This is a genomic window from Niveispirillum fermenti (assembly GCF_052474395.1).
In genome coordinates, this window is sequence record NZ_CP156678.1 from 610,332 (window position 1) to 630,581 (window position 20,250).

General features: G+C 68.5%; 18 protein-coding genes. 8 read left to right on the forward strand and 10 right to left on the reverse strand.

Translation table 11 applies throughout. From position 1 onward, the window contains the following. Positions 1-13 precede the first annotated feature (13 nt). From ABC728_RS02255 to ABC728_RS02265, 3 genes are read left to right on the forward strand one after another with little or no spacing between them, the layout of a single operon-like run. Positions 14-1,054: an acyl-CoA dehydrogenase family protein gene (locus ABC728_RS02255; RefSeq protein WP_416619791.1), complete on the forward strand. Its 1,041-nt coding sequence runs from the start codon at positions 14-16 to the stop codon at positions 1,052-1,054. Further along, complete coding sequence (locus ABC728_RS02260; RefSeq protein WP_416619792.1) at positions 1,051-2,274, forward strand: acyl-CoA dehydrogenase family protein; 1,224 nt, start codon at positions 1,051-1,053, stop codon at positions 2,272-2,274. The genes ABC728_RS02255 and ABC728_RS02260 overlap by 4 nt, the downstream gene beginning before the upstream one ends. Positions 2,275-2,301: 27 nt before the next feature. Next, a complete protein-coding gene (locus ABC728_RS02265) occupies positions 2,302-3,057 on the forward strand; it encodes an SDR family NAD(P)-dependent oxidoreductase (RefSeq protein WP_416619793.1) in 756 nt (251 codons plus the stop codon). 22 nt (positions 3,058-3,079) lie between these two features. On the opposite strand, the gene ABC728_RS02270 is transcribed toward ABC728_RS02265, so the two are convergent. The 10 genes from ABC728_RS02270 to ABC728_RS02315 form a co-directional block, all read right to left on the reverse strand. After that, positions 3,080-4,666, reverse strand: a complete 1,587-nt coding sequence (locus tag ABC728_RS02270; protein ID WP_445376320.1) for a GMC family oxidoreductase — start codon at positions 4,664-4,666, stop codon at positions 3,080-3,082. Positions 4,667-4,702: 36 nt separating this feature from the next. Further along, positions 4,703-5,854 carry a serine hydrolase domain-containing protein gene (locus ABC728_RS02275; protein ID WP_416619795.1) on the reverse strand — a complete coding sequence of 384 codons (1,152 nt, stop codon included), beginning with the start codon at positions 5,852-5,854 and terminating at the stop codon, positions 4,703-4,705. Positions 5,855-5,871: 17 nt separating this feature from the next. Beyond that, a complete protein-coding gene (locus tag ABC728_RS02280) occupies positions 5,872-7,137 on the reverse strand; it encodes a cytochrome P450 (RefSeq protein WP_416619796.1) in 1,266 nt (421 codons plus the stop codon). A 23-nt stretch (positions 7,138-7,160) separates the two neighbouring features. After that, positions 7,161-7,958: an SDR family NAD(P)-dependent oxidoreductase gene (locus tag ABC728_RS02285; RefSeq protein WP_416619797.1), complete on the reverse strand. Its 798-nt coding sequence runs from the start codon at positions 7,956-7,958 to the stop codon at positions 7,161-7,163. A gap of 26 nt (positions 7,959-7,984) precedes the next feature. Then, complete coding sequence (locus ABC728_RS02290; protein ID WP_416619798.1) at positions 7,985-9,184, reverse strand: cytochrome P450; 1,200 nt, start codon at positions 9,182-9,184, stop codon at positions 7,985-7,987. Between the two features lie 57 nt (positions 9,185-9,241). Then, complete coding sequence (locus tag ABC728_RS02295; protein ID WP_416619799.1) at positions 9,242-9,910, reverse strand: TetR/AcrR family transcriptional regulator; 669 nt, start codon at positions 9,908-9,910, stop codon at positions 9,242-9,244. 184 nt (positions 9,911-10,094) lie between these two features. Continuing rightward, positions 10,095-10,679 (reverse strand): HPF/RaiA family ribosome-associated protein, encoded by a 585-nt coding sequence (locus ABC728_RS02300; protein ID WP_416619800.1) that lies wholly within the window; start codon positions 10,677-10,679, stop codon positions 10,095-10,097. Positions 10,680-10,804: 125 nt separating this feature from the next. Continuing rightward, entirely contained in the window at positions 10,805-12,007 is a 1,203-nt protein-coding gene (locus tag ABC728_RS02305) for an MFS transporter (protein WP_416619801.1), read from the reverse strand. A gap of 17 nt (positions 12,008-12,024) precedes the next feature. Then, a complete protein-coding gene (locus ABC728_RS02310; RefSeq protein WP_416619802.1) occupies positions 12,025-14,253 on the reverse strand; it encodes a TonB-dependent receptor in 2,229 nt (742 codons plus the stop codon). Positions 14,254-14,315: 62 nt separating this feature from the next. Next, entirely contained in the window at positions 14,316-14,915 is a 600-nt protein-coding gene (locus ABC728_RS02315) for a VOC family protein (RefSeq protein WP_416619803.1), read from the reverse strand. Between the two features lie 248 nt (positions 14,916-15,163). On the opposite strand from ABC728_RS02315, the gene ABC728_RS02320 reads away from it, so the two are divergent. The 5 genes from ABC728_RS02320 (at position 15,164) to ilvD (ending at position 20,161) form a co-directional block, all read left to right on the forward strand. Next, positions 15,164-15,610 (forward strand): nuclear transport factor 2 family protein, encoded by a 447-nt coding sequence (locus ABC728_RS02320; protein WP_416619804.1) that lies wholly within the window; start codon positions 15,164-15,166, stop codon positions 15,608-15,610. Continuing rightward, positions 15,607-16,500, forward strand: coding sequence for a fumarylacetoacetate hydrolase family protein (locus ABC728_RS02325; protein WP_416619805.1), 894 nt, complete (start codon positions 15,607-15,609; stop codon positions 16,498-16,500). Before ABC728_RS02320 ends, ABC728_RS02325 begins: the two co-directional genes overlap by 4 nt. 76 nt (positions 16,501-16,576) lie before the next feature. After that, a complete protein-coding gene (locus ABC728_RS02330) occupies positions 16,577-17,608 on the forward strand; it encodes a zinc-binding dehydrogenase (protein ID WP_416619806.1) in 1,032 nt (343 codons plus the stop codon). Then, positions 17,605-18,480, forward strand: coding sequence for an NAD(P)-dependent oxidoreductase (locus ABC728_RS02335; RefSeq protein WP_416619807.1), 876 nt, complete (start codon positions 17,605-17,607; stop codon positions 18,478-18,480). Before ABC728_RS02330 ends, ABC728_RS02335 begins: the two co-directional genes overlap by 4 nt. Before the next feature lies 1 nt (position 18,481). Continuing rightward, a complete protein-coding gene (ilvD, locus tag ABC728_RS02340; protein WP_416619808.1) occupies positions 18,482-20,161 on the forward strand; it encodes a dihydroxy-acid dehydratase in 1,680 nt (559 codons plus the stop codon). Positions 20,162-20,250: the final 89 nt, after the last annotated feature.

Here is a 20,250-nt window from a genome sequence, read left to right on the forward strand (position 1 = left end):
GGGAGAGGCGGGGATGAGCGACGCGATCGATCTGGCCGAGTTGCGGCAGGAGTTCCGCGCGGTGCTGGATGCGGAGACCGATGCCGGGCGGGTACGCCGCCATGTACATGACGGGGGCGCGTTCGACGCGGCGCTGGCCGCCACCGTGGCGGGCCTGGGCTGGGCCGGGCTGGGCATTGCGGAGGCGGATGGCGGGCTGGGGCTGGGCTTGCCGGCGCTGGCCGTGCTGTATGAGGAACTGGGGCGCGGTCCCGCCTGCCTTCCATTGCCATCCACGCTGCTGGTGGCTGACGCGCTGAAGGGCGCCCCGGACGCGGTGCGGGCGCAGTGGCTGCCCCTGCTGGCATCGGGGGAGATGTTCGCCACCCTGGCGCTCGATCTGGACCTCCCGCCGGGCGACCGGATCACGGCGCGGGTGCCCCATGTGCTGCATGGCGATGCCGCCGGCCTCTATCTGCTGGCCACCACGGATGGGCGCCATCTGCTACTGCCGCGCCAGGCGGCCGGGGTGACGGTTACGCCGACCCCCGCCGTCGACCGCACGCGCGGCATGGCGGTCCTGGACCTGCATGAGGCACCGGTGCTGGCGGTGCCCGTGGATGGGTCGGCCTTGTGCCGGCACGCGGCGCTGGCGGTGGCCTGCGACAGTATCGGCGGGGCGGAAGCCATTCTGGACAAGACCATCGAATATCTGAAGATCCGCACGCAGTTCGGCCAGCCCATCGGTGGTTTCCAGGCCCTGAAGCACCGGGTGGCGAACCACAAGCTGCGCCTGGAATCCGCCCGTGCCCTGGTGGCCATGGCGGTACAGGTGGCGGGGGAAGATGGTGGCGCGCGGTCCCTGGGCCTGGCCCACCTGGCCCGCGCGCAGGCCGCCGACGCCTATGTGACCATCGCCGACGATGCGGTCCAGCTTCACGGCGGCATCGGGTTCACCTGGGAACATGAATGCCACCATTACCTGAAGCGCGCCTGGCTGAACCGCCTGCTGTTCGGCGGGGAGGATGCGGCACTGGACCGTGCCGCCACGCTGTTGACGGAGAGTGCCGCATGAAAACCCATCCCATGCCGCTGGACCATCTGGAGGACGAGGGGGCCTTCCGCGCTGCCATCCGTGAATGGCTGGCCGCCGTCCTGTCCCCGGACTGGAAGGCGAAGCTGGTGGGGGCGCCCGAAAGCGACTACGTCGCCTTCCAGCATTGGTGGTTCGATGAACTGCGCCGCGTCAGGCTGGCTACGCCGCACTGGCCGCGCGCCTGGGGCGGGGAGGAACTGTCGCTGCGTCATGCCGTGATCCTGAACGAGGAACTGGCCCGCGCCGACGCTCCGCGTCCGGACATGTTCACCATCTCCCTGTTCCACCTGCCGGCCACCCTGTTCGCGCATGGCACGGCCGAACAGCGCGACCGCTATCTGGCGGGCGTGCGCGACCGCGGTGAGGTGTGGTGCCAGGGCTTTTCCGAGCCCGGTGCCGGGTCCGACCTGGCATCGCTGCGCATGCGGGCGGAACGGCGGGAGGGGGCGGACGGGCGCTGCGCCTATGTCGTCAACGGCCAGAAGGTCTGGTCCTCCTACGGCATGCATGCCCGCTATTGCCTGCTGCTGGCCCGAACCGATCCGCAGGCGCCGAAGAAGCAGGCCGGCATCTCCTATTTCATCCTGGACATGGAAAGCCCCGGCGTCACCCGGCGGCCCATCCCGCAGATCAATGGCGGGGCGGAATTCTGCGAACTGTTCCTGGATGATGTCGAAATCCCGGCGGAAAACCTGATCGGGGCGGAGAATGACGGCTGGCGCATCGCCCAGTCCACCTTGTCGGCCGAACGCGGCCTGATCATCGTGGATTTGGCGGCGCGGCTTCAGTGCGGCATGGACATGCTGCTTGCCGATGCGAGGGCGGGCAAGGTCGCCTGGTGGGCCGATACCGCCCATCGCCGTGCTTATATGCGGCTTTACGGCCGGCTGCTGGCCGTGCGCGCCGTCATCGACCGCATGATGGCGGAGGTGATCGCCGATCCGCACATGGGCAATTCGCCCCTGCCCAGCTATGTGAAGCTGCTCTATTCGGAACTGCTGCACGACCATTGGGCTTTCATGCTGGCCCGGGCCGGGCTGGACGGGCAGGTGGCGGTGCCGCGCATGACCGGTGACAGCAACCAGACCAACGACAGCTACGACGCCTATCTCTGGTCCTATGCCTGGACCATTTCCGGCGGCACCAACGAGGTGCTGAAGAACGTGCTGGCCGAGCGGGTGCTGGGCCTGCCGCGCTGAGGGCGTGAAACATCAGGAGAGGATGCAATGGCAGGATTGACGGGCAGGGTTGCCATCGTGACGGGCGGCGGCCAGGGGGTCGGGCTGGGCATCGCCACGGCCCTGGCGGCGGCCGGGGCATCGCTGGTCATCACGGGCCGCGACGCAGCCAAGCTGGAAACGGCTGCAGGGCCCCTGCGGGCGGGTGGTGCCGCGGTGGAATGCGTGGCGGCCGATGTCCGCCGGCGTGCCGATGCACAAAGGACCGTGGCCGCCACCATCGCCCGTTTCGGCCGGCTGGATGTGCTGGTCAACAATGCCCAGAGTTCCCACCCCGGCCAGAAGCTGGAGGAGATCGACGACGACACCATCGCCCTGACGCTGGAGAGCGGCCCCATCGGTACGCTCTACCACATGCAGGCGGCCTTCCCGCACCTGAAGGAACGCGGCGGGTCGATCATCAATCTCGGCTCGCGCGAGGGGATCCATGGCGGTCCGGGCTTCGGCATCTATGCCGCCGCCAAGGAGGGCGTGCGCGCCCTGTCGCGCGTGGCGGCCCGCGAATGGGGTGCGCACGGCATCCGTGTCAATGTCATCTGCCCCGCGGCGCTCAGCCCCATCGCGGTGAAGTATCTGGACGAACATCCGCAGGAGGCGGAAATCTACCGCAAGGAGATCGCGCTGGGCCGCTTCGGAGACCCTGTGTCCGATATCGGACCGGTCGCCGTGTTTCTGGCCGGTGACGACAGCCGCTATGTCACCGGCCAGACCATCAATGCCGATGGCGGGCTGATGATGCTGTGAAGGGTGGGAAGGGGGCGGTGTTTTACCGCCCTTCCTCCCGGATCAGGTCCGCCGCCCGCCAGCCGATGGCCATGATGGGGCCGTTGGTGTTGGCCGAGACCATGGTCGGCATCACCGACCCGTCAACGACGCGCAGCCCGCCGACGCCATGCACGCGCAGCCGGGCATCGACCACGCCGCGCGACGGGTCGCCGATGCGGCAGGTGCCGCAGGCATGGTAGCCGGCCTGACCCATGCCGCGGAAGGCCGCCACGATCTCGTCATCGCTCTGCACACCGGGGCCGGGGGCCGTCTCGTCGCCCACCAGCCCGGCCAGGGTCGGATGGCGCATCCATTCGCGGATGAAGCGGAAGCCGGCCACCGTCACCTGCCGGTCATAGGGATCGGCCAGATAGTTGGGACGGATGGCCGCCGGCATGGCGGGATCGCTGGATCGGATGCGCAGGCTGCCCTCGCTGCGCGGCCGCAGGGGATAGGCGAACAGGTGCAGGCCGTGCGCCTTCTCGAACCCGACGCCCTTGGCATTGATCTCCAGCGAATAGGGGGCGGCCAGCAGTTCGGTGTCGGGCCGGCCGTCGCGGTCGACGGCATTGATGAAGGCGGCGGCCTGATAGGCGCCGGCCGCCATGACGCCACGCCGGAACATCAGGTATTTCAGCGTATTGGCCACCAGCCGCCAGCCGCTGAAATCCCGGTTCTGGCTCAAGGGGCGCAGCATCCGGTATTGCATCATCAGCAGCCGGTGTTCCAGCATATGCTCTCCGACATGGGGATTGTCGGCCACCACGGGGATATGCAGGTCACGCAGCAGGCCCGCCGGCCCCACCCCGGAAAGCTGGAGAAGCCGTGGCGTGTGCAGGGCGCCGGCCGACAGGATGACTTCCCGGCCGGCCAGGAAGCGGCGCTCCCCGCCGGCATCGTGCCCGGCCACGCCGGTGGCACGTGTTCCCTCGAATAGCACCTTCTCCACCGTCGTGCCCGTCACGACGGTCAGGTTAGGCCGGTTGCGCGCCGGTTTCAGGAAGGCCTGCGCGGCGCTGGACCGGCGGCCGCGATGGATGGTGCGCGGGGCGGGTCCGATGCCGGTCTGGTCCGGGCGGTTCAGGTCATCCCTGCGCGGTATGCCCATGGCCACCCCCGCTTCGATCAGGGCCAGCGACAGCGGGTCGAGTTCGGTCGGTACCGACACGTTCAGCGGGCCCCCCGTGCCGCGTTCCCCATCGGCGCCCGATGCATGGTTCTCCATGGCCCGGAAACAGGCGCGCATGGCGGCCCAGTCCCAGCCCGTGGCGCCCAGGGACGCCCATTCGTCGTAATCGTCCGGCTGGCCGCGGAAATACATCATGCCGTTGATGGCGCTGGACCCGCCCAGCACCTTGCCGCGCACCCAGGTTTCCGACGGAATGCCGTCGCCGGCCTCGGTCTGGAAGAACCAGGCATGCCTCGGGTCGGACAGAAGCTTGCCGAAGCCCTTGGGCATGTGGATCAGGGGGCTGCTGTCGGGCGGCCCCGCCTCGATCAGCAGGACGGAGACGCCCGGCTGTTCCGACAGGCGGTTGGCCAGCACGCAGCCGGCCGAACCGGCGCCGACGATAATGTAGTCGAACATGGGCAATGTCGCGGTCAAGGCGGATGCTCCCAGCGGTCAGGACAGGCCGAGTGCGGCGCGGATGGCGTCGCCCACCAGGGTGCGGCTGTCCTGGTCCGGCGTATAGGCGTCGAACATGCGGTTGTGGCAGAAGGCGACGGCCAGCCTGCGGTCGGGATCGGCCCAGCCCAGCGACCCGCCCATGCCGGGATGGCAGATGGCGCGCGGGTTGCGCAGGGCGGAGATGGGGGGATTGTCGCCACCCAGCCAATAGCCGCCCAGCCCGATGGGCACATCCATGCCGAAGAAGACGGGATCGGGCCCGAAATCATGCCGCTTCGTGCTGAAGCCGGCCACGCGGTCGGCCGACAGCAGCCGGGTTCCCTGGAACCGGCCGCCATTGGCCAGCATGGCGAACAGCCGTGCCTGGCTGCGGGCGTTGGAGATGCCGCCCACGGCCGGAATGCAGGCCTGCTGCACGCCCGCACGAGAGAAGGGGTCCGGCATCAGGTCCACCTGCATCGGGCAGGTGACGCGGTAAAGCGTGCCGTCGGGTGCCGCCTGCACCGCGCTGCCGTCCAGGGTGGCGACGCGGTGGGCTTGCGACGCCGGGATGCCCAGCCAGAAATCCGGCGCTCCCAGCGGCAGCAGGATTTCCTCCCGCACGAAGGAACCGAAGGGGCGGCGGCTCACATCGGTGCGGCGGACCAGTTCCCCCAGGATCCAGCCGAAGCTCATCGACTGGTAGCCGCTTTGCGTGCCTGGTGCGAACAGCGGCGGTTGGGCCGCCAGCCAGCCGGTCATCCAATCCCAGTCGCACATCTGCGCCACCGTCACGTCGGCCGGCATCTGCATCAGGCCCGAACAATGGGTCAGCACCTGTGCGACGGTCAGCTTTTCCTTCCCCGCCGCCGCGAATTCCGGCCAGTAGCGGGCGACGGGTGCATCATAGTCCAGGTGACCGTTCTCCGCCTGGATATGCACGGCCGTGGCCGTCAGTGCCTTGGAGACGGAAAAGACGTTGAACAGGGTGTCAGCGGTCACGGCTGTGCCGTTCTGGTCGCGGTGCCCGCTCCAGCAATCGACGACCAGATCGTCGCCCAGATAGGCCGCGACCTGTACGCCGATTTCCCGCCCCTCGGCGACAAGCCGGTCCAGCAGGGACTGGACGGCGCGGTTGGCGGGGTGGTCCAGGGTGGGGGTGGTCATCGTGTCTTTACTCCTGCTCATGCCGGATCGAAGCGGACATGCACCTCGTGCGGGCCGCGCAGCGCGAAGCCCACGACTTCCGGGGGCGGGTGGTCGGGGTCGGCCCGCAGGCCCGGCAGCCGGTCCAGCAGTGCGTTCAGCGCCACGGTCATTTCCATGCGCGCCAGATGCTGGCCGATGCAGATATGCCGGCCGTGCCCGAAGGGCATGTGGCCCGTGGGCTTGCGGAAAATGTCGAACCGGTCGGGATCGGGGAATGCGTTCTCGTCCCGGTTCGCGGCCCCCAGCATGACCAGTACATGGTCTCCCGGCCGCAGGAGGGTGCCGGCGATTTCGATCTCCCGCGTCGGGGTGCGGGAGATGCCGGGCACGGGTGCGTTCCAGCGCAGCCCCTCCTCCAGCGCCTGCGGCACCAGCGACCGGTCCCGCCGCACGGCCTCCAACTGCTCGGGATGGGTCAGCAGGGCCGCCAGCACGCTGGAGAAACCGTGATAGGAGGTATCACCGCCGGCATTCATCAATTGCCGGAAGAAGGCGATGACGATGTCATCCTCCAGTTCCCCGCCGGGGCCGGACAGCCGGGCCAGATTGCTGATCAGATCGCTGTCCGACAGGGGGTGCGCGCGCCGGTGATGGACGATGGCCGTCAGATATTCCTTCAGCTTGTTGATGGCATCCATCCCATGCTCATGGTCGAAGATGATGCCGATCTGGCCAAAGGCGAGCTTGTGGAATATGGCCCGGTCCTCTTCCGGCAGGGCCATCAGTTCATGGATGAAATGGAAGGGGAAATGCAGCGTGAACCCGCTGACCAGTTCGGCCTTCCCCTCGCCCGCGAACCCGTCGATCAGGCGATGGATCATGCGGGGGATCATCTGCTGGCCCCAATCCTCCACCATCTTCGGGTTGAACGCCTTCTGGAACAGGCGGCGGTTGTCGAAATGGGCCTGGCCGTCCATGGTGGTGACCGAGCGGCCGAAATAGACCCCCAGGTTATTGTTGTAGATCTCGTTGGAGAAGGTCCGGGAATCCGACAGGACCGAAACGCATTCGGCGTGGCCCAGCACGGCGAACTGGCGCAGGTGCTTCATCGTCAGATCGGGGGCCAGGCCGAAATGCACCCTGATATCGCCGTCGAACACGGGCGACAGGCGGCGCAGGCGTGCCAGTTCGGGATAGCAGTCCCGGATACGGTACTCGCCGCCCAGCGTGCCCATGGCGTTGAACGGATCGTAATCCGGATCGTCGAAATCGCGGATGCGGGGGATGGCGTGCGTGTCCATGGCAATCCTCGGGGGCGGGGGTGTCAACTGATCAGGAAGCCGCCATCGACCGCCAGCAACTGGCCGGTGACGAAGCGGGAGGCATCGGACGCCAGGAACAGGCAGGCATTGGCGATGACCTGCGGCTCGGCATTCTCACCCCCCAGCGGCACGCGGCCGGGCTGAAGGAACGGGCCGCGCAACGGGTCGCCCACCTGGGTGGAGGCAATGGCCGCCTCGGTCGCGATACCGCCGGGCATGATCGCGTTCACGCGCACGCCGGCCTCCGCATATTCCAGGGCCAGCGATTGCGTCATCGCGTTCAGCGCGGCCTTGGACATGCCGTACTGGATGTTGTCGTAGATGCCGGCCCGCAGCGCCGTGACCGACGATATGCTGATGATGGAGCCGCCGCCCGTCGCCTTCATGCGGCGCACGGCTTCCTGCGTGCATTGGAAGACGCCGCGCACATTGACCGCATGCATGCGGTCCAGGAAGGCGGTCGTCGCCTTTTCGAAATTGCAGCGCGGGTAGATGGCCGCACAATTCAGCAGCACGTCGATGCGGGGGAGCGTGGCGTCCACCTGCTCGAAGGCCGCCCGGATGCTGTCCGGATCGCCCTGGTCCATGGCGATGGCCGTGGCCTGGCCGCCGGCATCGCGGACCCGGGCGGCGAATTCCTCCGCCTTGGCGATATTCAGGTCCAGGGCCGCGACATGGGCGCCGGCGGCGGCGAACAGTTCGGCTGTGCGCCGTCCGATGCCGGTGGCCGCACCGGTCACGATGGCATTGCGCCCGGCAAGGCCGAACAGCCGGCCCAGCAGGGGCAGGTCGATGGACATGGTTTCCTCCCGATATGTACTTGTTCTCACCAGACCAGTTCCAGGCTCAGCACCCCGTTCACCATGCCCGTCGCCAGGCGCGGCTTCGTGCCGGGCCTGACGGCGAAATCGGGGATGCGGCGCAGCCATTCGGTCAGGAAGGCCCTGATCTCCCGCCGGGCCAGCACGGCGCCGGGACAGGTATGGGGGCCGTTGCCGAAGGTGGCGTGCGGCACGGGGAAGGGGCGGGTGAAATCCACGCGCAGCGGGTCCTGCACCTTGCGCTCGTCCAGCCCGTACAGAAGATTGGGTGGCAGGATCATGTCGCCGGCCCGCAACTGCATGCCCCGGAATTCCATGTCGCGGGTGACGGTGCGCGCCGTATTGGCAACCCCGTGCCGGCGCAGCAGTTCCTCGATCGCGCCCTGCATGAAGGCGGGATCATCCAGCCCTTCGCGCAATTGCCGGCGATGGTCCGGGTTGCGGGCCAGGAAATGCGCGATGAAGCCCAGCGACGACGCCACCGTATCCAGCCCCCCGAACAGCACCAGGGAGGCAAACGCCACGGCCTCGGCCTGGCTGATCTTTTTGCCATTGATGTCGGCATTGACGATCTGCGACAGCAGGTCGTCGCCCGGATGGGCGCGTCGCGCCTCGATCCAGGGCATCAGATAGGCGGCGATGCCGGCATGGGCGCGATGGCGCGCCTCCACGCTGGTGCCCCGCACCGCATCCTCGGCCAGCGGCAGCAACAGGGCCCGGTCCGCGCGCGGCAGGTCGACCAGGTCCAGGAAGACGGCGATGGGCAGGATCTTGGCGAAATCCTCGATGAATTCGCATTCGCCGCGCGGCAGCAGCGCCTCCACCAGTTGCACGGTCAGACCGGTGATCTTGGTCTCCAGTGCGTTCACCACCCGGGGCAGCAGGGCGCGGGTCAGCGGCCGGCGATAGGCGGCATGTTCCGGCGGGTCCACCTCCAGCGGGATCTGTCGCGGATATTCCGGCGGCATGGGCGGGATGGTGATGCGCCGGTGGGAGAAATTCTCATGGTCGCGCTGGATGGCCTCGATATCGTCGGCCCGCGTCGCCACCCAATGGCCGCCATTGGCCGGGGTCCAGAAGATGTCGGGATGCGCCTGCTGGAAGGCACGATAGGCCAGTTGGATATCCTCATCCGCGCCCGGCACGTCGTAGATATCGAAATGCACGACGCGGTCGGCCGGAACATGATCCGGTTGCCTGGACATCGGTTTCTCCCCGTCCTTGTGGCTTATGCAGTATCACTACATAGCCGCAGGTCGGGATCAATCCGGATCGGCCCCGCGCGTCGCCAGGGCGCGAACCATCATCAGTCTGATATTCTCGACCAGCCGGTCGCGCGGCGGCGCGCCGTCGGGAAACAGCCATTCGCTGAACAGCACCGATGACAGCAGCATGCCCAATGACAGCCGCACGGCGATGTCGGGATCGACGGGGCAGGCATGGCCGCGCGCGCGGTGGAAGGCCTCCACCTGGCTGGCCGCGATCCGGTAATGGCGGCGCATGCCGTCCAGCCGCTGTTCCGCCCGCTCATCGGCGGTTTCCGCCAGCCCCTTGACGGCAAGGTCGCACAGCAAGGTGCGGTTCTGTTCCAGAAAGCCCAGCATCCGTTCCAGCAGCACACGGCCTTGCGCCGGGTCGATGTTCCAGTCGCGGGTCTTGTCGCGCGCGCCCAGAAGCTGGCTGGCCAGGATGTCGAACGGATCAAAGACGACCTGGTCGAACAGGCCCGCCTTGCTTTTGAAATGCCGGTAAAGCAGCGTTTCGGAGACGTCCGCCTGCCGTGCGATCTCCTTCGTCGTGGCAGCGGAATAGCCGTGTTCGTTGAACTGCTGCTGGGCGGCCGCCAGGATGCGGGTGATGATCTCCTGCTGCGACCGGCGGCGGCGGCGTGGCGGCCGGGCGGGGGCCCCGGGTGCGTCGGTTTCGCTCAAAACGTGCCTTCCCGCCTTGCTGGCTGACTGCCCATGGACAGCCACTATCCCCGATTATGGCGGGGCGGCAAAGTGCCGGGCCACGGCCAGCGCGCGGATATCGTAATGGTGAAGGGGGTGGTACAGGCGGGTCGGGCCTTGGCAAACTGGCGCCAAGGCCCACTTCCCATGCCGGTGCTGCCGGTCAGGACGGCGTCATGCTGCGGTCCAGCAACCGCACCGAGCTTGCCTGTGGCCCCATCGGTCCTTCGTCGGTTGCCGGCGTGATCTGCACGATCATGCCGACCGTCAGTTCATCGAACGCATCGCCGGCCACGGCGCTGCGCGTGAAATGCAGTTCGGGTGACCCGTCGGCTTCGATGAAGCCGTAATCCTGCTCCGGGAACAGGCGGACCACCATGCCGCTCCGGCCATCGGCCGCATGGGGTTTCACATCCTGGTTGCGGATGTCGGCCAGCTTGTCGAGCTGGCGTTCGACGGCATGGAAGGCGTTGTTCAGGGCGGCGGTGTAATCCTCCTTCGCCTCCCGCCGTTCCGTCTGGTCCTTGCCGACGATGGCGGGGCGGCCCGGCACCTCGGCTTCCACCGAGACGGCGATGGGTACCTTGGCCGACCGGGAGCCGCGATGCGGGATCTCCACCACCACCCGGCAGCCCACCAGCCGCGGATATTGCCTTTCCAGGCGGCTGGCCCGCTCGCGGATGAGGGATTCCAGTGCCGGGGAACTGTCCAGGCCCTTGAATGCGATTTGAAGCTCTCTTTGCATCATCTCCTGCCATCAACATGGGTGCGCAGCCGGCGCGGCGCTTGGACCCAGGGGTAACAGGCGCGGACCGGTACGGGTTCCCCCGCGACCGGTCTGCGCCTGTCCGTTGATGGCCTGTGCCGCCCTTGTCAGGCTGTCGCCGGCCGCTTCAGCCCGGCCACAAACAGGGCCGCCGCCGCGATGGCCGCCGACAGGCCGACAAGGGCGAAAAGAACGCCCCATTGCATGCCCGTGGCCATCAGGCCGCCGCCCAGCGTGGGCCCCAGGATCGACCCGGCCCGGCCGGCCGCCATGGTCCAGCCCACGCCCGTGCCCCGCATGGCGGCCGGGAATAGTTGGGCCGCCATGGACGGGATGTTCAACTGCGCCCCGATCACCATGAAGCCGACCAGCGGCACCAGCAGGGCCAGCACGACCGGGTGATCCACGGCCAGACCCATGGCCAGCACGGCCAGGCTGCCCGCCGCCAGCGCCAGCCCGACGCAGCGGAAGGGGCCGAAACGGTCGATGATCAGGCTCATCGACAGGGCCCCGACGACGCCGCCTAGATTAAGCACGACGCCCCCCGCCACGGCCCAGCCCGTGGGCAGGCCGGCGGCGGACAGGGCCATCGGCGTCCAGTTGATCAGGAAATAGCTGACCAGCAGGATGCCGAACGCCCCCAGCCACAGCAGCAGCGTTGCCGCGGCCCGGCCATCGCGGAACTGGCCGGCGATGGCGGCCCCTGCCCCTGCCGGTGCCGCCGCGCCCGCCGCGGCCAGTGACCGCGGCAGGTGGCGCCACAGTGCCGGCAGCAGCACAAGCGGCAGCACACCGCCCAGCCAGAAGGCCGAACGCCATCCCACCTCCGGCACCATCAGGGCGCAGATGCCGCCGCCGACCACCGCCCCCAGCGGAAAGCCGATGAACATGCGGGTGACCAGGGATGAACGGCGGGACGCCGGCACGTTTTCCGCTGTCAGCGCCGTGATGTTGGGGATGGCGCCGCCCAGCCCCAGCCCCGCCAGCAGCCGCAGCACCAGCAGCGTGGTGAAATCCGGCGCCACGGCGCAGACCAGCGTCAGGACGGAGAAAAGAGCGACGCAGCCCAGCAGGGTGCGCCGCCGGCCGAACCGGTCGGCCAGCGGCCCCCCGATGAACCCGCCTAGGGCGGCTCCCAGCAGACCCGCCCCGAACAGCAGGCCCAGCCGGGCCGGATCCAGCGCCCAGTCCTGTTCCAGCACGGGCGCGATGAAGGCCACCACCAGCGTGTCGAACCCGTCCAGCATGGCAACGACGAAGCAGAGCAGGAAGGTCCGGCGCTGCGCGGGGGAAAGCGGTTCGGGCCGCATCGGCGGTGTCCCTTTCATCAGAAGCTGTACCGTGCCGACAGATACCATTCGCGCGGCCGCGCGTAGACGCCTTCTGCCACGCCGGCCGCATCGCTGTAGCCGGCGGAGGTCAGATAGCGCTCATCCGTCAGGTTTCGGCCGCCCAGCGTCACGCGCCAGGACCCGTCGCCCGTCTCATACGCGATGCTGGCATTCAGCAGGTGATAGCCGCGCTGGCGGATGATGGGGGTGTTGACGGCGTCGTAATCGGCACTGGACCGGTAGGCCCAGTCCACGCGCGGGGTCAGCAGCGCGCCGGCCGGCAGGTCGAAGCTGTAGGCAGCCCCCAGGTTGGTGGACCAGCGGGGTGCCAGCGGCAGGCGGTTGCCGTCCGCGATCCCCGGCACCGTGGCATCCACGCCGGTATAGCGGGCATCCAGGTGGCTGACGCTGCCATCCAGATGCAGGCCCGGCAGCGGATACCAGGTGAATTCCACCTCCACCCCTTCGATACGGCCGGCGGCGGCATTGCCGACCAGCGTGCCCAGCACGCCCGGATAGCTGAAATCGACCTGGATATCGTCATAGTCGGTGCGGAAGGCCGCCAGGTTCAGGCGCAGGTCGCGGGCCGGGCTTTCATATTTGAAACCCGCCTCGTAAAGCGTGGCGAATTCCGGGTCATAGGGAACGGGTGCGGCCACGGGGGAGGAATAGCGCGCGTTGAACCCGCCGCTCTTGAACCCTTCGGAGTAGGTGCCGTAGGCCATCAGCGCGCTGCTGACATCATAGGCCAGGGTGACACGCGGCGTGGCTTCGGTGAAGCTGCGGCTCTGCCAGCTATTGTCGGCGACGATGATGGTGCCGATGGGGGACCGGATGCCGGTATTCACATACTGGTCGGTGCGCAGCTTCTTGGTCTCGTCCGTGTAGCGCAGGCCCGCCGTCAGGTGCAGGTCCGGCGTCAGGTCGTAGGTGGCTTCCGTGAACAGCGCCCAGTTGCTGTTGCGCACATGGTTCAGTCCGCGGCTGCCATTGACGGCGCCGGCGCTGATATAATCGTCGAAGGCGCTTTCCTTGAAATAATAGGCGCCGACCAGCCATTTCAACCGATCATCGAACGACCGGCCCGTCACCTGGAATTCCTGGCTGAACTGGTCCTGTTCCTGGTCGTTGGCGCTATAGAGATAGTCGAAGGGCGTGTGGTCGGTGTCGCGGCCGAACACGGCCTGCATCTCGCGATAGGCCGTGATGGACTTCACCGAAACGCCATCCCCCTCCCAATCCAGGGTCAGGGACGTGCCGAACACATCGACATCGGCCTTGGTCTGCCGCGTACCGTTGGTGGCATAGGGGGTACCCGTCTGCCATGCGGCGCCGAAACAGTCGCGGCTGGTGTCCGGGGCGGTCTGGCAGATCGGGTTGGTGGCGATGCGGTTATTGTAGAGGAAGGCCAGCGGGAAGGCATCCGGGTCCAGGTCCAGCGCCACGTTGGGGGCGGATTTCTCCCGCCGCCGCGTCACGTCGGCGGCGACCAGCGCCGTCAGGTTCTCGCTGGCCTGCCAGCGCAACTGGAACCGTCCGGCCAGCACATCGTCGTCGCCCATCTTCTCGCCCGTCTGCAACCGCCTGACATAGCCGTCGCGTTGCCGGGTGAAACCGCTGAACTTGGTGGATACGGTCTCACTGACGGGCACGTCCAGGGAGAATTGCGCCTCCCGCCGCTTGTCCGACCCCATGGTCACGGCGACCTGGCCGCCCAGTTCGTCCCCCGGCCCGCGCGAGGTCAGGCTGATGGCGCCGCCGATTGTGTTGCGGCCGAACAGCGTGCCCTGCGGCCCGCGCAGCACCTCCACGCGCTCCAGGTCCAGCAGGTCCAGCACGGAGCCGACGCTGCGCGCGACATAGACGCCGTCGACATAGATGCCGACGCCGGGATCGGTATGGATGGCGAAGTCGATCTGCCCCACGCCGCGCAGGAACACCACGGCGGCGGCGGGGTTGCCCGACAGGGGGGCGGAGCCGTTCAGCACCAGGTTCGGCGTGCTGTAGCTGATTTCCGACAGGCTGGTCAGGCCCTTTTCCTCGATGGCGGCGCCGGTGACGGCGGTGATGGCGATGGGCGTGTCCTGCAGGTTCTCGGCCCGCTTGCGGGCGGTGACCACGATCTCTTCCAGCAGGCCGTCGCCGGTCTGGGCCGGGGCCACGGGCACAAGGGCGGTGGCGGCGCCCGCCAGCAACAGGGCGCGCACCTTCTTGTCGAACAGCATCAATTCTTCCTCCCAAAAGCTCTCTTCCGCCCTTGTCCGGGCGATTGTTCTTCCGTTTTGCGTCAGGCGCGATGCATGTCCCATGGTCCCATGCCGGGTGGCAGGGGCGGGCGGGCTGTCAGCGTCCCGATCGGTTCGCCCGCCTCGTACCGGCGCACCATATCGTCGGCATCGAAGATGATGCCCATGAAATTCTCCTCATAGGCGCCGGAGGCGAAGAAGGCATCCACGCCCGCCCGGTCGAACACGTCATATTGCAGTTCGACCTTGTTGCCGTCCGGGTCGCGGTAATACATCGAGATGGTGGGGCCGTGATTGATGGTCCAGAACGGCGCGATCCTCTCTGCCGACAGCCGGCGATAGGTGGCCAGCAGGTCCCCCAGCGTGGCGTAGGTGAAGGCCACGTGCTCCACCCCGTTGGTGCCGGGATCGGTATCCCCCAGCTCGGGGATGTTGATCAGGCCGATCCGGTGATGTTCGTCATCATAGGTCATGAAGCACAGCCGGTCGTTCTCATAGGCCGGGGCCGCATCCAGCACGGTTGCCCACCATTGCCGGCTTTCGGCGAAGCGGCGGGTGCGGATCACCACATGGGCCAGCTTTTCCGGCTTGATGGGCCTTGTTTCCAGAACGCGGGGGCCGGTGGGGCTTGCCTGCGTCATCGCTTCCTCCCTGCTTGTTGTTCCTGGGATGTCGGGTGCGGGCGGTGCCGGCCGCGCCATGGCGCCGGCCGGGCAAACATTGACCCGTCATTCGATTAATGGACGATCACATATTGTCGACCATTTGACAATCGACATTTTTCCGGTATGAGTGAAATGGACAGGGGGCGACGGGAATGCCACCGGCCGACAAGGGCCGGCGTCCCGCCCAAGCCCCCGCGATCTCAAGCGAAGAGAGGGAGGAAGCAATGACGCACGGCGATGCCGGCCTGGCACTGGCGCGCGACGCCATCGGCGGGCTGCTGACGGAATTCGCCTGGCGCGTGGATAATGGCGCCGGTTCCAGCGTGGCGGCCCTGTTCACCCCGGACGCGACGGTGGAGACGCCGCATTTCACCCTGCAGGGCCGGGCGGAGATCGACCGCTGGTTCACGCAGCGGTCGGCCCGCGGTGACCGGCTGTCGCGCCATTACTGGTCCAACCTGCGCCTGACGCCGGATGGTGACGGTTATCTGGCCGAGGCCAATGTGATGACGGCAGTGGGTGTGCCGCCGGCCCCGCAGAAGGGGGCGACCCTTGTGCTGGGCCATTCCACCGACAAGGTGATGCTGACCGCCGATGGCTGGCGTTTTTGCAGCCGCCGGCTGACCGTGACCTTTGAAGGCACGCTGACGGACGGGGGGCACGCGCCATGAGACTGGTGACATACCGCGAGGGGGCGCGCCGGATCCTGGGCGTGCTGCGGGAGGACCGCATCCTGCCCGTGGCCGGCCTGTCGCCCGGCCTGCCGGACAGCATGGAAGCGCTGTTGAATGGTGGTCCGGCGGCGATGGCGGCGGTGGCTGCGGGCCTGGAACGCCATCGCGGCGACGGCATCGCGCTGGAAAGCGCCGACCTGGCCCCGCCCGTGCCCCGCCCGCGCAAATTCCTGGGCATCGGTTTCAATTACAGCTCGCATGTGGAGGAGGTGCGGCGAAAGGGCATCCCCATTCCAGACCTGTCCAATCAGGTCTGGTTCAACAAGCAGGTGAGTTGCCTTGCCGGTCCCTATGACCCGATCGAGCTGCCCGCCTCTTCGGAACAGCTGGATTACGAGGCTGAACTGGGCGTCGTGATCGGCCGCCGGTGCCGGCATGTGCCGCCGGAACAGGCGCACACCGTCATCGCCGGCTATATGGTCTGCAACGATGTCAGTGTGCGCGACTGGCAGTTGAAGGCGCCCACGGCCATCCTGGGCAAGTCGTTCGACACCCACGGCCCCACCGGTCCCTGGCTGACCACGGCCGACGCCGTGCCGGACCCGCAGGCCCTGTCCATCCGAAGCTGGGTGGATGGGGAATTGCGCCAGGACGGCAATACCGGGGAACTGATCAACGGCATCGCCGCCATGATCGCCTATATCAGCGCCGTCTTCACCCTGGAACCGGGCGACATCCTGTCGACGGGCAGCCCCTGCGGCGTGGGCGCGGCCTTCAACCCGCCGCGCTGGCTGCGGGCCGGCCAGCGCGTGCGCGTGGAGATCGAAGGCCTGGGCCATATCGAGAACCGCGTCGTCCCGGAAGTGCCGGCCACCCGCATCGATTGACACCGGGGAACATCACCCCCCCCGAAGGGACCCGGTGTTCCCGGGGAAAAGCACATACCAGGAGAGAACGAAGAAGATGCGAGCCATCCAGCATTCAACCTATGGCACCGCGGCCGAGGTGCTGCACCTTGTCGACGATGCGCCCATACCGGTGCCGGGGGCGGGCGAGATCCTGGTGCGGGTCCATGCCACCTCTGTCAATCCCATCGACTGCGCCGTGCGCGGCGGCTATGGCGCGGCCTATTGGGAGAAGATCGGCTTCGTGAAGCAGCCGCACATCCCGGGCCGCGACGTGGCCGGCACCGTGGCGGCGCTGGGGGAGGGGGTGACCGGGTACACGCCTGGTGATGCGGTCTGGGCCGGCACCCTGTCGGGCGGCACGGCCGATTACATGGCGATCCCGGCCGATTGGGCCGCCCCGGCACCGCCGTCGCTGTCCTTCGCGGAGGCCGGGTCCATCCCCTATGCCATCCTGACGGCCTGGGCCGCTCTGGTCGACCATGCCGGCCTGACGCCGGAGAATGCGGCGGGAAAGCGCGTGGTCGTGCCGCGTGGCGCCGGCGGGGTCGGCAGCCTGGCCATCCAGTTGCTGAAGGCCTGGGGGGCGGAGGTGGCGACCATTGTTTCCACCCGCAATGTCGATCTGGTGCGTGAACTGGGGGCCGACACCGTCATCGATTATACGCGGCAGGATTTTGCGGACCATCTGCATGGATATGACGTGGCCTTCGACACGTCCTTCGATGTGGAGGACAAGCTGCTGGGCGCGTTGAAGACGGGGGCGGACGCCGCCTATGTCAGCATCGTCACGCCCAAGCTGCTGCTGATCGACCGGCACGGGCTGGAGGAGGGGCTGGCCAGGGGCGAGGCGCTGTTCGCCGAACGGGTGGCGGCGCAGAAGGCCCTGGGGCGGCGCTATGCCTGGGCCTTCATGAAGCCGAACGGCGAGGCGCTGCGCATCGTCGGTGATCTGGTGCGGGCCGGTCGCATCCGCCCCGTCATTGACCGCGTGCTGCCCATGACGGAGATGGTGGCCGCCCATGAATATTGTGAAAGCAGGCAGGCGCGCGGCAAGATCGTCATCGACGTGGCGGGAACCCCGGCATGACCGCCCCGCCACCGTCCGTCGCCTTTCTGGGGCTGGGGCTGATGGGGGCGCCCATGGCGGCCCGTGTGGCGGCGGCGGGGCTGCCGCTGGCCATCTGGAACCGCAGCCTGGACAAGGCGGCGGCGCTGGCCGGTCCGGCCATGCGCGCAGCATCCGCACCGGCCGACGCGGCGGCCGGTGCGGACATCATCGCGCTGTGCCTGCTGGATGCGGCGGCCGTTGAACAGGTGCTGTTCGCGCCGGATGGGGCCCTGGCCGGGGCGGGGCCGGATGCGCTGATCGTGGATTTTTCCACCATCGGTGTCGCGGCGACCCGCGATCTGGCGGCCCGTGCCGGCCGCGCCTGGGTGGACGCGCCCGTTTCGGGCGGTGTGGCCGGTGCGATGGCGGGCAGCCTGACCATTTTCTGCGGCGGCGATGCGGCCGATATCGGCCGCGCCCGTCCGCTGCTGGACGCTGTGGCCGCCCATGTCACCGCCATGGGAGCGCTGGGCGCGGGACAGGCCACGAAACTGTGCAACCAGATCATCGTTGCGAACACCCTGCTGGCCCTGGCCGAGGCGGTGGCGGCCGGCCACGCCCTGGGGCTGGATGTATCCAGGCTGCCGGGGGCGCTGGCCGGCGGTTTCGCCGACAGCCCGCCGCTGCGCCAGTTCGGTGCCGCCATGGTATCGGATGCCGAGCCGACGCCGCGCGGCCGCATCGCCACCATGGCCAAGGATGTGGAGGCGGCGGCCGAGGCGCTGGCCGGAACCGACATGCCGCTCCTGTCCGCCGCCCGCACCCTTTACCGCCAAGCCCTGGCCCTGGGGCTGGGACCGGCGGATCTGGCGCGCCTGCCGCGCCTTTATGCCAAGACCGGGGAAGATTGACATGCCCACCGACAACACGCCCCGCCTGCCGTCACGCATCGTGACCGACGGTCTGGACCGCGCGCCGCACCGCGCCTTCCTGCGCGCCATGGGTCATGACGAGCGCGCCATCGCCCAGCCCTTCGCCGGCATCGTCTCCACCGGGGCCAGTGTCACCCCCTGTTCCATGTCGCTGGCCCCGCAGGCGGCAGCGGCCAGGGAGGGGCTGGCCGGGGCCGGGGTGACGCCGTTCGAGTTTTCCACCATCACGGTGGCCGACAGCATGTCCATGAACCATGGCGGCATGCGCTACAGCCTCGTCTCGCGGGAGATCATCGCCGACAGCCTGGATGCCGTGGCGCGTGCCCACGCCTATGACGGGGTCATCGGCTTCGCGGCATGCGACAAGACCCTGCCCGGCCTGATGATGGGCATGGTCCGCCTGAACCGGCCGGCGGTCTTCGTCTATGGCGGGGCCGCGCTGCCGGGGCGCTGGCGTGGCCGGGATATCGGCATCGTCGATGTGTATGAAGGGGTGGGCCAGGTCTATGCCGGCACCATGACCGAGGCGGAGCTGACGGAACTGGAACGGGCCGGCGTGCCCACGGTCGGGTCCTGTGCCGGGCAGTTCACGGCCAATACCATGGCGATGGCGGCCGAGGCCATGGGCCTGGCCCTGCCCGGCACGGCCATGATGCCGGCCGTGGCGTCCGAGCGGCTGGCCCTGGCGCGGGAGGCGGGGCGCACCCTGGCCAGGCTGATCCGGGCTGGCGGGCCGTGCCCGCGCGAACTGGTCACGCGCCACAGCCTGGCCAATGCCGCCATGACCGTTGCTGCCACGGGCGGATCGACCAACGCCGCCCTGCACCTGCCGGCCATCGCGCACGAGGCGGGGATCGCCTTCACCCTGGACGATATCGCCGCCATCTTCGACCGCACGCCGCTGCTGGCGGACCTGAAGCCGGGCGGACGCTTCTGGGCTCGCGACCTGCACATGGCCGGCGGCGTGCCCGTGGTGCTGCGCGCCCTGCTGGAGGCGGGATTGCTGTATCCGGACTGCCCGACGGTGACGGGCCGGACCATCGGGGAGGTCGCGGCGGCGGCCCCGCCGCCCGACGGGGAGGTGGTGCGGTCCGCGGCAGCGGCGCTGGCGCCCACGGGGGGCGTGGTGGTGTTGCGCGGGTCGCTGGCCCCGGACGGCGCGCTGTTGAAGGTGGCCGGTCTGAAGCGCGTGCGCCACGAGGGCCCCGCCCGCGTGTTCGAGGGCGAGGAGGCGGCCGTGGCCGCCGTCCGCGCCCGCGCCTATCAACCCGGCGACGTGCTGGTGATCCGCGGCGAAGGACCGAAGGGCGGGCCCGGCATGCGGGAAATGCTGGGCGTCACCGCCCTGCTCTATGGCCAGGGAATGGGTGAACAGGTGGCGCTGCTGACCGACGGCCGTTTCTCCGGTGCCACGCGGGGCCTGTGCATCGGCCATGTCGGGCCGGAGGCGGCGGCCGGCGGCCCCATCGCGCTGATCCGCGACGGCGATATCGTCGCCATCGACGGACAGGCTTGCACGCTGGACCTGAAGGTCGATCCGGCGGTGCTGGAGGAGCGGCGGCGCGCCTGGATCCCCGCCGAGCCGGCCGACCTGCCGCCCACGCTGGCCAAATATCGCCGTCTGGTCGGGCCTGCCGACCGGGGGGCGGTCACCCACTGATACTATTTTGCGGTGACCAGAACCAATTGGTTCTGGTCACCGCCCCATCGCCGGCGCCAACATTCGTTGGCTCGGGCGCGCCGCACGAG

Excerpts from the sequence above, each read along its gene's own strand:
- ABC728_RS02300 (WP_416619800.1), bottom strand. The coding sequence starts at position 10,679 with ATGATGCAAAGAGAGCTTCAAATCGCATTCAAGGGCCTGGACAGTTCC.
- ABC728_RS02325 (WP_416619805.1), top strand. The coding sequence starts at position 15,607 with ATGAGACTGGTGACATACCGCGAGGGGGCGCGCCGGATCCTGGGCGTG.
- ABC728_RS02330 (WP_416619806.1), top strand. The coding sequence starts at position 16,577 with ATGCGAGCCATCCAGCATTCAACCTATGGCACCGCGGCCGAGGTGCTG.
- ABC728_RS02265 (WP_416619793.1), top strand. The coding sequence starts at position 2,302 with ATGGCAGGATTGACGGGCAGGGTTGCCATCGTGACGGGCGGCGGCCAG.
- ABC728_RS02290 (WP_416619798.1), bottom strand. The coding sequence starts at position 9,184 with ATGTCCAGGCAACCGGATCATGTTCCGGCCGACCGCGTCGTGCATTTC.
- ilvD (WP_416619808.1), top strand. The coding sequence starts at position 18,482 with ATGCCCACCGACAACACGCCCCGCCTGCCGTCACGCATCGTGACCGAC.
- ABC728_RS02315 (WP_416619803.1), bottom strand. The coding sequence starts at position 14,915 with ATGACGCAGGCAAGCCCCACCGGCCCCCGCGTTCTGGAAACAAGGCCC.
- ABC728_RS02335 (WP_416619807.1), top strand. The coding sequence starts at position 17,605 with ATGACCGCCCCGCCACCGTCCGTCGCCTTTCTGGGGCTGGGGCTGATG.
- ABC728_RS02305 (WP_416619801.1), bottom strand. The coding sequence starts at position 12,007 with ATGCGGCCCGAACCGCTTTCCCCCGCGCAGCGCCGGACCTTCCTGCTC.
- ABC728_RS02310 (WP_416619802.1), bottom strand. The coding sequence starts at position 14,253 with ATGCTGTTCGACAAGAAGGTGCGCGCCCTGTTGCTGGCGGGCGCCGCC.
- ABC728_RS02280 (WP_416619796.1), bottom strand. The coding sequence starts at position 7,137 with ATGGACACGCACGCCATCCCCCGCATCCGCGATTTCGACGATCCGGAT.
- ABC728_RS02270 (WP_445376320.1), bottom strand. The coding sequence starts at position 4,666 with ATGTTCGACTACATTATCGTCGGCGCCGGTTCGGCCGGCTGCGTGCTG.
- ABC728_RS02275 (WP_416619795.1), bottom strand. The coding sequence starts at position 5,854 with ATGACCACCCCCACCCTGGACCACCCCGCCAACCGCGCCGTCCAGTCC.
- ABC728_RS02255 (WP_416619791.1), top strand. The coding sequence starts at position 14 with ATGAGCGACGCGATCGATCTGGCCGAGTTGCGGCAGGAGTTCCGCGCG.
- ABC728_RS02285 (WP_416619797.1), bottom strand. The coding sequence starts at position 7,958 with ATGTCCATCGACCTGCCCCTGCTGGGCCGGCTGTTCGGCCTTGCCGGG.
- ABC728_RS02260 (WP_416619792.1), top strand. The coding sequence starts at position 1,051 with ATGAAAACCCATCCCATGCCGCTGGACCATCTGGAGGACGAGGGGGCC.
- ABC728_RS02320 (WP_416619804.1), top strand. The coding sequence starts at position 15,164 with ATGACGCACGGCGATGCCGGCCTGGCACTGGCGCGCGACGCCATCGGC.